Source organism: Pseudomonas sp. HPB0071 (assembly GCF_000478505.2).
GTDB lineage: Bacteria > Pseudomonadota > Gammaproteobacteria > Pseudomonadales > Pseudomonadaceae > Chryseomonas > Chryseomonas luteola.
Map to the genome: position 1 here is coordinate 4,072,952 of NZ_KI517367.1, position 12,157 is coordinate 4,085,108.

The following is a 12,157-nucleotide window of genomic DNA, read 5'->3' on the forward strand; positions in this document are numbered from 1 at the left end:
GGGATTCCTTACATGCGGAACACGCCAAAGCGGGTCGGCTCAATAGGTGCGTTTAAAGAAGCGGAGATAGCCAGAGCTAGTACTTCACGCGTCTGGGCAGGGTCGATCACGCCGTCATCCCATAAACGGGCACTGGAGTAGTAGGGGTGACCCTGACGGTCGTACTGCTCAAGGATCGGCTCTTTGATGGCCGCTTCCTCTTCCAGGCTGAGTGCTCCGCCTGTCCGCTCGGTCTGTTCCCGCTTGACCTGCACCAGTACACCGGCTGCCTGTTCACCGCCCATTACCGCGATACGGGCGTTAGGCCACATCCAGAGGAAGCGGGGGTCATAGGCTCGGCCGCACATGCCGTAATTGCCCGCGCCAAAGCTGCCGCCAATGATCACGGTAAACTTGGGGACTTGTGCGCAGGCGACAGCGGTCACAAGCTTGGCCCCATGCTTGGCAATGCCGCCTGCTTCATATTTCTGACCAACCATGAAGCCCGTGATGTTTTGAAGAAACACCAGCGGAATACCTCGCTGACAGGCCAACTCGATGAAGTGCGCACCTTTTTGCGCCGCCTCGGCAAACAGGATGCCGTTATTGGCCAGAATTGCTACGGGGTAGCCATGTAAATGCGCAAAACCGCAAACCAGAGTAGGCCCGAACAGCGCCTTGAACTCGTCGATTTCGCTACCATCAACCAGACGCGCAATCACTTCGCGAACGTCGTAGGGCTGTTTGGCATCTGCCGGGATAACGCCATAAAGCTCATCGGGTGAGTATTTAGGTGCTACAGGGGAGCGCATCTGCACCTGACCCTGTTTGCGCCAGTTCAAATGGCCAATACAGCGACGCGCCAGGGCAAGGGCATGCTCATCATTCTCGGCGTAGTAATCCGCCACGCCGGACACCTTGCAATGTACATCAGCGCCACCCAGTTCCTCAGCGGTCACCACCTCACCGGTAGCGGCTTTGACCAGGGGCGGACCGGCCAGAAAGATGGTGGCCTGGTTGCGAACCATGATGGTTTCGTCCGCCATGGCGGGCACATAGGCGCCACCGGCAGTACAAGAACCCATCACTACCGCAATCTGCGGAATGCCTTGGGCGCTCATGGTTGCCTGGTTGAAGAAAATTCGTCCAAAATGCTCGCGATCAGGAAAGACCTCATCCTGTCGGGGCAGGTTGGCACCGCCAGAATCCACAAGGTAGATGCACGGCAGTCGGTTCTCTTTGGCAATGGCCTGGGCACGCAGGTGCTTTTTGACGGTAAGGGGGTAATACGTCCCTCCCTTGACCGTCGCATCGTTGGCAATGATCATGCACTCCACACCCTCGACTCGGCCAATGCCGGCTACCACGCCAGCCGCCGGTACGCCCTCGCCATAAACCTCATGAGCGGCAAGTTGGGCAACCTCCAGGAAAGGCGAGTTGAGGTCGAGCAGGTGATCAATGCGGTCTCGTACCAGCAGTTTGCCGCGTGAGGTGTGACGCTCCTGCGCCTTGGGTCCGCCGCCTTGCTGGATGTGGGCAAGCAGCGCGTGCAGGTTCGCCACCTGTGCCTGCATGGCGTCTTGATTGCGGATAAAGTCAGGCGAGCGGGGGTCGAGCTGACTGGTTAGAACGGTCATGGCGGATCTCGCTTCAGCGTTGTTATTGGAATGTCCGCAGGATAAAAAGCGGGTTACATCGTTTCCTTGAACAACTCGCGCCCGATCAACATGCGCCGGATCTCGCTGGTCCCCGCACCGATTTCGTACAGCTTGGCATCGCGTAGAAGGCGGCCGGTTGGGAATTCGTTGATATAGCCATTGCCGCCCAGAATCTGGATGGCATCCAACGCCATCTGGGTTGCTCGCTCAGCCGTATAGAGAATGACGCCCGCGGCATCTTTGCGCGTGGTTTCTCCTCGATCACAGGCTTGGGTAACGGCATACAGGTACGCGCGGCTGGCATTGAGCTGGGTATACATGTCCGCCACCTTTCCTTGGATCAACTGGAACTCGCCAATGCTCTGGCCAAACTGTTTGCGGTCGTGAATGTAGGGGACAATGACATCCATGCAGGCCTGCATGATGCCGACAGGTCCGCCAGAGAGTACGACACGTTCGTAATCCAGCCCACTCATGAGTACCTTTACGCCGCCGTTCAGGGCGCCAAGGATGTTTTCTTCCGGCACCTCGACGCCATCGAAAAAGAGTTGGCAGGTATTGGAGCCTCGCATGCCCAGCTTGTCGAACTTGTTGCTGCGGCTGAAGCCTTTCCAGTCACGTTCAACGATGAATGCTGTGATGCCGTGTGGTCCTTTATCCAGGTCAGTCTTGGCATAGATCACATAGGTATTGGCATCTGGTCCATTGGTAATCCAGGTTTTAGTGCCGTTGAGGATGTAGCGGTCACCCTGTTTCTCTGCACGCAGTTTCATGGAAACCACGTCAGAACCGGCATTCGGCTCGCTCATGGCCAGGGCGCCGACATGCTCACCTGATACTAGCTTGGGCAGATATCTGGCTTTCTGCTCAGGCGTCCCATTACGGTGGATTTGATTGACGCACAGGTTCGAATGCGCACCATAGGAGAGGGCGATAGAGGCCGAGCCTCGGCTGATTTCTTCCATGGCCACTACATGAGCCAGATACCCCAATGTCGAGCCGCCGTACTCTTCATCCACTGTGATACCCAGGAGACCCATGTCGCCAAATTTGCGCCAAAGGTCATGGGGAAACGTGTTCTCACGGTCAACGGCTTCTGCGCGGGGTGCGATTTCCGCTCTGACAAAGCTTTGCACCTGCTCGCGCAGCATGTCGATGGTTTCGCCGAGGCCAAAGTTGAGCGAGGGGTATGTCATGGGGTCACCTGTGATTGTTTTTGTCTGGTGGAAGCAAAAGGGGATCAAGCCGTTGCGTTAGCCATCTCCAGCGCCGCACGACAGCGTTCTTCAGCCGTGTCTAGTTCGAGCTGCATCTGTTGAATATCCAGCAGCTGCTGTGCAAGCTGCTCGCGACGTTCCGCAATCTTGGTCAGCATGCTATTGAGCTGCTTCTGGTTACCTGAACTCGGGTCATACAATTCGATTAATTCCCGGCACTCCGCCAGTGAAAACCCGATTCGCTTACCCCGCAGAATCAACTTGAGCGTGACGCGATCCTTGGCCGAGTAGATGCGCTCCTGACCACGTCGCTCGGGCGTAAGCATGCCTTGCTCCTCATAGAAGCGAATGGTGCGGGTTGTAATGTCCAGCTCTCGGGCTAGATCGGAAATGCTGTAACTCGCCGTCATATGTAAACTCAACTGGATTACCTTTACGTTAACGTAAAGCTGGTCAGCGAAGCTGTCAACTCGCTTCGGTAACGTCTAGATGCAAATACCTCGCAAGCATGCCAGACACCTCTTCAGAAATTTGGCTGTGCTGGTTGGATACAACGACTTGCCATGCCTTTTACGTTAACGTAAAGATAACTAGGCTTTAGCGGTAGCCACATGAGTCAGCAGCTCCCACAACAATGACAAGAAGGGAAAGCCATGAACCAACCGAGCTATACCCAGGGCCGTCAAGACAAGCCCTTACTGGCCATGACGATTGGAGAGGCCTTTGATCTTACGGTAGCCCGTTACCCTGAGCGCGAAGCGCTAATTGTTCGTCACCAGAATGTACGGCTGACCTGGCAGGTGTTGGCCGAGGAGGTAGAGCGTTGCGCCAGGGCCTTGGTAGCATTGGGTGTAGAGCAGGGGGACCGACTGGGTATCTGGGCACCAAACTGCATGGAATGGTGCGTCACGCAGTTTGCCAGCGCTAGAATCGGGGCCATTCTGGTCAATATCAACCCGGCATATCGGGTAGGTGAGCTGGAGTATGTGCTGAAGCAATCCGGCTGCCGTTGGCTGGTGTGCGCGCATATCTTCAAGACGTGCGACTACCACGCCATGTTGAACGAGCTTCTCCCTGATATTGAAAGCCAGCCCCCAGGGCGGCTGCGCTGTGTAAACCTTCCGGGTCTGCACGGCATAATCACGCTGGGCGAAACGGCACCTGCCGGTTTCCTGCGTTGGAGTGATCTTTCCAATTTCGCCAAGCAAACGAGCACGGCTGATGTGCATGAGCGCAGCGCGCTACTTCAGTTCGATGACCCTATCAATATCCAGTACACCTCAGGCACCACAGGCTTTCCCAAGGGAGCCACTCTGAGTCATTACAACATTCTCAATAACGGCTACATGGTGGGAGAAAGCCTTGGGCTGACCGAGCGGGATCGTCTGGTCATTCCCGTACCGCTGTATCACTGCTTCGGTATGGTCATGGGTAATCTAGGTTGCCTGACCCACGGTTCCACCATGATCTATCCAGCGCCATCTTTTGAGCCGTTGGCAACATTGAGAGCTGTCTCGGAAGAGCAGGCCACCGTGCTCTATGGCGTTCCCACCATGTTTATCGCCGAACTTGATCATCCCGAACGTGTGCGTTGCGACTTGTCCTCCCTGCGCAGCGGCATCATGGCAGGATCGACATGCCCGATCGAAGTGATGCGCCGAGTCATAACCGAGATGCACATGAGCGAAGTGCAGATTGCCTATGGCATGACCGAGACCAGTCCGGTCTCTCTTCAGACTGGCCCGGACGATGAACTGGAGCGCCGCGTTACCACCGTGGGCCGCAGTCAGCCCCATTTGGAAAGCAAGATCATCGATGAGCAGGGCCGCATCGTTCCTCGTGGGCAGATAGGCGAGTTATGTACACGCGGCTACAGCGTGATGCTGGGCTATTGGGAAAACCCAAAGGCCACATCCGACGTGCTGGACGGTGCCCGCTGGATGCATACGGGCGACCTTGCCTGCATGGACGAGCAGGGCTATGTGCAGATCGTAGGCCGCAGCAAGGACATGATCATTCGGGGTGGTGAAAACGTCTATCCACGTGAAATCGAAGAGTTCCTATTCCGTCACCCGTCAGTGGCAGATGTTCAGGTGATTGGCATTCCTGACGACAAGTACGGTGAGGAGATCGTCGCCTGGGTCAAACTGCATGACGGGCACTACCCACAGGAGGAGGTGCTTCGCGAGTTCTGCAAGGCCCACATCGCACACTTCAAGGTGCCGAAACATGTTCGCTTCGTAGACGAGTTTCCCATGACCGTAACGGGCAAGATTCAGAAATTTCGCATGCGGGAAATCATGATCGAGGAGCTGACGCAGCGAAAGGCGTCGTAGTGCGTACCGCTCCCGCTGGTCATGATGTCAGCGGGAGCGGGGGGAATTATTTGTATTTGCTCTCAATCTTGCGCTTTTCCAGCGCGTACTGGGTCATGTCAATTTGACCCAGCTGAAGCTGGCTATCAAGCGTGTCCAGGTCCTTGTCACGCTCAGCATCAAGCTTAGCCTTGGTGGCCTGATAGTTGATGACCTTGGCTGCATCGTAACCGCCAACCGGGTCCCAGATGATGGAAAGAGGCCAGAGCAGAAGATTCACGACGCCAAAGCCGTATTCTCTGGTATAGAAAGAACCTCCTCCGGGAAGAAGGCCAAGGCCTGCTGCAAGACCAGGGCTCTTTTCTTGAACGACCAGACCGCGGGCTTCGTACCGGTCGAGTTCTGACTTCTGAAAACTGTTCAAGCCAGAGGCACATCCATTTAATAATACGGCCATTCCGATAGCCGCAACTGCTTTACGATACATCACTAATCCTTTCGGGCATCCTTGATTCGCACCATGCGAATTGTGATTAGGTTAACATTTTGCCGTGCCGTTGATAAAGCTACCTCCTGCATTGGGATACGAGCGGCTCATTCCTGCAACCGCTCGATTCAACACCTTACAGCTGGGTAGTACGAATGCGCTGCAGGGTCTCCTGTACCTCAGCGGCAGCGTCTACAAACGAGGCTTGTTGCCTCAAGCGGGCCAGCAGTTCGGCACGCTTGCGTTCGGTAGTAGCCAGATAACGCTCCTGCACCGGGCCGAACCCCCGAATGTCCAGCGGTAACTTGGCAAGCTCAACTGCAACGGAATAATTGTCAGGCGTCAGACGCTGCAGGATTTCATCCAGGTTGGCTTCGTATTCCCTGAGCGTCTTCAACTCTCGCTTGCGGTCTTCAGTGCGGGCAAAGGGGTCCAGCCAGGTATTGCGGATACCTTTCAGGCGCGCCAGCATGCTGAAGCCTTTCATCATCCAGGGTCCGAACTGCTGCTTCTTCGGACCCTCACCAGCCTTGGATTTATTGAAGATAGGCGGAGCCAAATGGAAGTTGAGCGTGTAGTCGCCTTCAAACATCGAAGCAATCTTGCGTTGGAAGTCGCCATCGGTGTACAGACGCGCCACCTCGTACTCATCCTTGATAGCCAGGACCTTGTAATAGGCACGGGCAACCGCCTCGCTCAATTCACCAGGCTGTCCCATCAGGACTGTGTCAGCTGCCTTGATCTTTTCAAGACGCGCAAGGTAGCGCTCAGCATAGGCGGTGTTCTGGTACGCCGTCAGATCATCCACACGCCGCAGAATCACTTCTTCAAGGGTTTTGGATAACTGGTGAGACGCGGTAACAACGGAGCCTTCCTTGACCTTCTGCTCAACCCGCGCCTGGTCAACGGCAGTTCGACGGCCCCAGATGAAGGCTTTTTTGTTCAGCTCGACGGCAGCGCCATTCATTTCGATCGCCTGGAATAGCGAGTCCTGGCTAACCGGCAGCCAACCTTTCTGATAGGCCACTCCCATCAAAAAGGTATTGGTTGCAATCGAATCCCCCATCAGCGCAGTGGCGATACGGCTGGCATTGAGGAAAAAGGCACGATCCGTTCCTACGGCTTCGGCGATCTGAGCGGCCATGTCCGTAGACTGGAATTGAGGATCAGGATGGGTGTGAACATCGCCACTGTTTGCCTGATGGGCAAAGGTGCGAACAAAGTGGCTGGTTACGCTTTCCTGGCTGTTGACGAGCGCATGGGTGACGCCCTGGCGAAGCTTATCAAGCGTCTCGGCATTGGCACTGACGATGAGATCGCCACCTAACAACAGGTTGGTTTCACCTTCGGCAATGTGGGGTGCAAAGAGCTGCTCCTGCCGCTCGGCGATACGGACATGGGTCCACACTGCGCCACCTTTCTGCGCCAACCCAGCCATGTCCAGCGTCAGCACTCCCTTGCTTTCAAGATAAGCCGCCATGCTCAGCAGGGCACCGATCGTGACGACTCCTGTACCGCCCACACCGGTTACCAGAATGCTGTAAGGCTCACTGACCGAGGCCAGTACAGGCTCAGGCAGATCCCAGCTATCGGAAGGGTCTTCCGCCAGCGCCTTGGCCTTGCGCAGCTTTCCGCCTTCCACCGTGACAAAGCTCGGGCAGAAACCTGAAAGACAGCTGAAATCCTTGTTGCAAGCGGATTGGTCGATCTCGCGCTTGCGTCCGAACTCAGTCTCGACCGAAGCCACGGACATGCAATTGGACTTGCTGCTGCAATCACCGCAGTTTTCACACACGGCCTCGTTGATCACAACGCGACGAGCGGGATCAGGATAGGCACCACGCTTGCGGCGACGCCGCTTCTCGGCGGCACAGGTTTGGTCGTAGATAATGACGGATGCGCCCGGGTGCTCTCGCAGTTCACGCTGCACAGCGTCCAGCTCGTCACGGTGTTTGACCGGTACATTCTCGGCAAGCCCTTTGACTGGCTTGTATTTGTCCGGGTCATCCGTGACGACCACGATGCGCTTGATACCTTCAGCACGTAGCTGTTGTGAAATCTGCGGCACGGTCAAGGTACCGTCTACCGGCTGACCACCTGTCATGGCCACGGCATCGTTGTAAAGAATCTTGTAGGTAATTGGTACCTTCGCGGCGACCGATGCGCGAATGGCTAGAAGCCCTGAGTGGAAATAGGTCCCATCGCCCAGGTTCGCAAACACATGCTTTGTCTGGGTAAACGGCGCCTGTCCTACCCAGGCAACACCTTCACCACCCATCTGGCTGAATGTCTGGGTATGCTCAGGGTAGATCCAGGTTGCCATGTAGTGACAACCGATCCCGGCCAGTGCGCGACTGCCTTCCGGGAGCTGAGTAGAAGTGTTGTGTGGACAGCCAGGGCAGTAATGGGGCATCCGCGCCATCTTGGTGACCAGTCCGCCTTTAGCCGCCAACTGAGCATCCAACACCGCCAGGCGCATCTGCAGCAGGCCATTGGATTGGCGTTGCAGGATGCGCTTGACCACTGCACGGGCAATCTGCGCCGGAGTCAGGTCACTGGTGGCCGGGAGCAGCCAGTCCGTATGGGGCAGGGACCATTCGCCCTTGTCGTCAAACTTGCCTACGATGCGTGGACGAACATCCTCGCGCCAGTTGTATAGCTCCTCCTTGAGTTGGTATTCGATCAACTGGCGTTTTTCTTCCACCACGATAATTTCTTCCAGCCCATCGGCAAAATGCCGGACGCCTTCGGCTTCCAGGGGCCAGACCATGCCCACCTTGTACACGCGCAAGCCGATCTGCCGGGCCATGTCTTCGTCGATACCCAGAATCTTCAGGGCTTGGCAGACTTCCAGATACGATTTGCCTGACGTGATGATACCGATGCGGGCATTGGGAGAATCATGGGTGATGCGGTCGAGCCTGTTGGCCCGCGCATAGGCGAGGGCGGCATAGAGCTTATGCTCCAGCAAGCGCTTCTCTTGCACCAGTGGCGGATCGGGCCAGCGGATGTTGAGACCATCCGCCGGGAGCTCATAGGTAGGCACCTTGGGCTGTACACGAAGCGGGTCGACATCGACCACCGCGCCACTTTCCACGGTTTCCGAAATGGCTTTCATGGCCACCCAACAGCCTGAATAGCGGGACATGGCCCAGCCATGCAAACCAAAATCGAGGTATTCCTGCACCCCGGAGGGAGACAATACCGGCATCATCACGGCCTTGAAGATGTGCTCGGTCTGATGAGGCAGGGTGGAAGAACGAGCGCCATGGTCGTCACCAGCGATAACCAGCACGCCGCCAAAGCGTGAAGAGCCTGCAGCGTTAGCGTGGCGAAAGACATCGCCACAGCGGTCAACGCCTGGGCCTTTGCCATACCACATGCCAAACACGCCGTCGTATTGCGCACCCTGGAAGAGGTTGACCTGCTGTGATCCCCAGACGGCCGTAGCGGCCAGGTCTTCGTTCAGGCCGGGCTGAAAGACAACGTGATGCTGTTTGAGATGGCTCTGAGCCTTCCATAAAGCCTGGTCCAGGCCGCCCAGTGGCGAGCCACGGTAGCCCGAGATGAACCCAGCAGTATTCAAACCTGCTGCAAGATCACGTTGCCGTTGCATCAAGGGTAGGCGAGCGAGCGCCTGGATACCGGTTAGCAGGATACGCCCGCTTTCCAACGTGTACTTTTCATCCAACGTCTTGTTGGCTGCACTCATTCGCTATTCCTCGATTTATTGTTTTTGTCATCAGGATCGGGGCGAGCGAAGCCCCATTTGCTTTTGAGTGTAGGAAGGGGTACAGGTAACGTAAAATTCTAAAAACCGCACTCAGGTATTCGAAAATCAGATGGCCAGCTCCAAAGATATTTCGATGCGTCAACTACGCTACTTTGTGGCGGCTGCCACCACGGGCCGTTTCTCCCAGGCGGCATTGGATGTCCATGTTTCCCAGTCCGCGATTACCTCAGCAGTGGCTCAACTGGAGGAAAATCTGGGGGTCAATCTGTTTGAGCGACAGCCCTACGGGGTTGCTCTGACAGCAGAAGGGCACCGGTTCCTGCAGCATGCCCGGCACATTCTCGATACGCTGAACGATGCACTCAAGGAACCCCTATTCTTGAGTCATACCCAGGAGGGAGTGGTGCGCGTAGGAGCCACCTACGCAGTGCTGGGGTATTTTCTGCCCAGCCTGCTGGCTCGCTTCAAGCGCAGCTATCCACAGGTGGATATTGATCTAGTGGACATGGATCGGCCCAGCATCGAGCAGGCTGTTCTGGAAGGGCGCCTGGATCTTGGCCTGATCATTGTGTCCAACAGCGAGGCCATTGACCGTTTCGAGCATTATGTTCTGATCCGATCACGCCGCCAGCTCTGGCTGGCCAGTCACCACCCGCTGATGACCAAACCCGACATTACCCTCAAGGATGTGGCCGAGCATGCTTACATCCTCGGGACGGTCGAAGAGGGCGAAGCCTCGACCCAGCGCTATTGGCACGCCCGCGGTCTGGAACCAAAGGTCGCGTTTCGAACGTCCTCCATGGAGTCTGTACGTGGCCTGGTTGCCCATGGATTTGGCGTGACTATCCTATCGGACATGGTGTTTCGTACCTGGTCGCTTGAAGGCAAGAAGATCGAGGTACGCCCGCTCAATGATGCCGTTCCGCCTATGGAGCTCGGGCTGATCTGGAAGCCGGATACCGAACTGCCGACAGCGGCAGAAGCCTTTCGACAATTTCTCATTCAAGCCTGCGGAATGTAGAAGCAGCTTTTGCTGAGTGGTCAAGTTGTCGTATAACCGTTGCAGACCTAAGCATAAGCACAACAGAAGAGAGGAGAGCGCCTTGAGCTATACGGCTGCCATCAATCGATACGAATCCATGCCTTACCGCCGGGTAGGCAAGAGTGGTCTGGTCCTGCCTGCACTGTCCCTGGGCTTGTGGCACAACTTCGGTGACACCACACCCATTGAAAACCAGCGGGCCCTGTTACGTACGGCATTCGACTTTGGCATCAACCATTTCGATCTGGCCAATAACTACGGTCCTCCCTACGGCAGCGCCGAAACCAACTTCGGCCGAATCCTGCGGGAAGACTTCAAGCTCTATCGGGACGAGCTGATCATTTCCAGCAAAGCCGGCTGGGATATGTGGCCAGGGCCTTATGGACAGGGCGGTGGCTCACGCAAATACGTCCTGGCAAGCCTTGATCAAAGCTTGAAGCGTATGGGGCTGGATTACGTCGACATCTTTTACTCCCACCGCTTCGATGCCGACACACCACTTGAGGAAACCGCCAGTGCATTGGCTACGGCCGTGCAGCAGGGCAAGGCCCTGTACATTGGCATATCATCCTATTCGGCTGGCAAGACACGCGAGATGGCAGCGCTGCTCAAGGAATGGAAGGTTCCTCTTCTCATCCATCAGCCTTCCTACAACCTGTTCAATCGCTGGATCGAAAAAGACCTGCTGGATGCAACTGATGAGGTCGGTGCAGGCGTCATCGCATTTACACCGTTGGCCCAAGGCTTGCTGACCGGCAAATACCTCAATGGCGTACCGGAGGATGCAAGGGTGAACCGTCCCGGTGGTGCCTCCTTGCGACCGGAGCACCTGTCCGATGACAACATCGCACGGGCGCGCGCACTGAATGAGATTGCCCAGCGTCGCGGTCAGAGTCTGGCTCAGCTTGCCCTGGCCTGGACGCTACGCGATCCGCGTGTCACCTCGGCGCTGATTGGGGCGAGTCGTCCGGAACAGTTGCAGGAAAATATCGGAGCCTTGAGCAATCTGTCCTTTAGCGCGGAGGAGCTGGCAGAAATCAATAAGTATGCAGTTGAAGGGGGAATCAATCTGTGGGAAAAACCCTCTACCGATAGCCCTATCTGATCGAGTGAAAGGGTATGGCCTCTTCAGGTCGTACCCTTTGGAGAAGTATATGCAACCCGCGTGGCCGCTCACCTTGTTTTACGATGGCGACTGTCCGCTGTGTGCCCGTGAGATTCGACATCTACGTCGACATGCTGACCCTGCACGTCTTTTATTTGCAGACGTAGCTGATCCAACCTTCGAGGCACCGGCACCTGGCATGTCATCACAGCAATTCAGGGATCTGTTGCACGCCCGATTTGCCGACGGGCAATGGGTCAAGGGGCTGGATGCAACCTATTGGAGTTGGCGAGCGGCAGGGCTTGGCCGTTGGGCAGCACCTCTTGCCTGGAAGCCGCTGCGGCCGTTGTTTGATTTGGGTTATCGCCTGTTTTTGCGCGCTCGCCCGCAACTGATCTGGATTCCTCATCCGGAAGGCTCCAGACGCTGTAAGGATGATCAATGCGCGCTTCCTGAGAAACCGAACGCTACCCGCGATTAGTAGCTCTAACGGTAACCCTATAAGGTTTCTTAAAAGGAAATGACCAGCAGGTCATCTTTATTCCTTACCGTTTGGTTTGAGGATCCGGGCAATCTTTGAACTTTTCCTATGCGTTCTGATGTCCCAATAGCATCACTGCC

The 12,157-nt window shown here is 56.2% G+C and carries 9 protein-coding genes; 4 read left to right on the forward strand and 5 right to left on the reverse strand.

Annotated features, from left to right (window positions below):
• Positions 1–8 precede the first annotated feature (8 nt).
• From HMPREF1487_RS18915 to HMPREF1487_RS18925, 3 genes are read right to left on the reverse strand one after another with little or no spacing between them, the layout of a single operon-like run.
• Positions 9–1,616 carry a carboxyl transferase domain-containing protein gene (locus HMPREF1487_RS18915; RefSeq protein ID WP_010798311.1) on the reverse strand — a complete coding sequence of 536 codons (1,608 nt, stop codon included), beginning with the start codon at positions 1,614–1,616 and terminating at the stop codon, positions 9–11.
• Between the two features lie 53 nt (positions 1,617–1,669).
• Positions 1,670–2,833, reverse strand: a complete 1,164-nt coding sequence (locus HMPREF1487_RS18920) for an isovaleryl-CoA dehydrogenase (RefSeq protein ID WP_010798312.1) — start codon at positions 2,831–2,833, stop codon at positions 1,670–1,672.
• 44 nt (positions 2,834–2,877) lie between these two features.
• On the reverse strand, positions 2,878–3,264 hold the full coding sequence (locus HMPREF1487_RS18925) for a MerR family transcriptional regulator (protein WP_010798313.1): 387 nt from the start codon (positions 3,262–3,264) through the stop codon (positions 2,878–2,880).
• A 243-nt stretch (positions 3,265–3,507) separates the two neighbouring features.
• Between HMPREF1487_RS18925 and HMPREF1487_RS18930 the strand changes: the two genes are divergently transcribed.
• A complete protein-coding gene (locus tag HMPREF1487_RS18930; RefSeq protein ID WP_010798314.1) occupies positions 3,508–5,190 on the forward strand; it encodes an AMP-binding protein in 1,683 nt (560 codons plus the stop codon).
• Positions 5,191–5,236: 46 nt separating this feature from the next.
• Here the strand turns inward: HMPREF1487_RS18930 and HMPREF1487_RS18935 are convergent, their stop codons facing one another.
• The gene (locus tag HMPREF1487_RS18935; RefSeq protein ID WP_010798315.1) at positions 5,237–5,656 is read right to left on the reverse strand and encodes a hypothetical protein; all 420 of its coding nucleotides are present in this window, start codon (positions 5,654–5,656) and stop codon (positions 5,237–5,239) included.
• Between the two features lie 136 nt (positions 5,657–5,792).
• Positions 5,793–9,368 carry an indolepyruvate ferredoxin oxidoreductase family protein gene (locus HMPREF1487_RS18940; protein ID WP_010798316.1) on the reverse strand — a complete coding sequence of 1,192 codons (3,576 nt, stop codon included), beginning with the start codon at positions 9,366–9,368 and terminating at the stop codon, positions 5,793–5,795.
• Between the two features lie 130 nt (positions 9,369–9,498).
• Between HMPREF1487_RS18940 and HMPREF1487_RS18945 the strand changes: the two genes are divergently transcribed.
• From HMPREF1487_RS18945 to HMPREF1487_RS18955, 3 genes are all read left to right on the forward strand, one after another.
• Positions 9,499–10,410, forward strand: a complete 912-nt coding sequence (locus tag HMPREF1487_RS18945; RefSeq protein WP_010798317.1) for a LysR family transcriptional regulator — start codon at positions 9,499–9,501, stop codon at positions 10,408–10,410.
• A gap of 82 nt (positions 10,411–10,492) precedes the next feature.
• Positions 10,493–11,536, forward strand: a complete 1,044-nt coding sequence (gene mgrA, locus HMPREF1487_RS18950; RefSeq protein WP_010798318.1) for an L-glyceraldehyde 3-phosphate reductase — start codon at positions 10,493–10,495, stop codon at positions 11,534–11,536.
• Between the two features lie 49 nt (positions 11,537–11,585).
• Positions 11,586–12,017 (forward strand): thiol-disulfide oxidoreductase DCC family protein, encoded by a 432-nt coding sequence (locus HMPREF1487_RS18955; RefSeq protein WP_010798319.1) that lies wholly within the window; start codon positions 11,586–11,588, stop codon positions 12,015–12,017.
• Positions 12,018–12,157: the final 140 nt, after the last annotated feature.

Coding starts and splice junctions, on each gene's coding strand:
- HMPREF1487_RS18915 (WP_010798311.1), bottom strand. CDS start 1,616: ATGACCGTTCTAACCAGTCAGCTCGACCCCCGCTCGCCTGACTTTATC.
- HMPREF1487_RS18920 (WP_010798312.1), bottom strand. CDS start 2,833: ATGACATACCCCTCGCTCAACTTTGGCCTCGGCGAAACCATCGACATG.
- HMPREF1487_RS18925 (WP_010798313.1), bottom strand. CDS start 3,264: ATGACGGCGAGTTACAGCATTTCCGATCTAGCCCGAGAGCTGGACATT.
- HMPREF1487_RS18930 (WP_010798314.1), top strand. CDS start 3,508: ATGAACCAACCGAGCTATACCCAGGGCCGTCAAGACAAGCCCTTACTG.
- HMPREF1487_RS18935 (WP_010798315.1), bottom strand. CDS start 5,656: ATGTATCGTAAAGCAGTTGCGGCTATCGGAATGGCCGTATTATTAAAT.
- HMPREF1487_RS18940 (WP_010798316.1), bottom strand. CDS start 9,368: ATGAGTGCAGCCAACAAGACGTTGGATGAAAAGTACACGTTGGAAAGC.
- HMPREF1487_RS18945 (WP_010798317.1), top strand. CDS start 9,499: ATGGCCAGCTCCAAAGATATTTCGATGCGTCAACTACGCTACTTTGTG.
- HMPREF1487_RS18955 (WP_010798319.1), top strand. CDS start 11,586: ATGCAACCCGCGTGGCCGCTCACCTTGTTTTACGATGGCGACTGTCCG.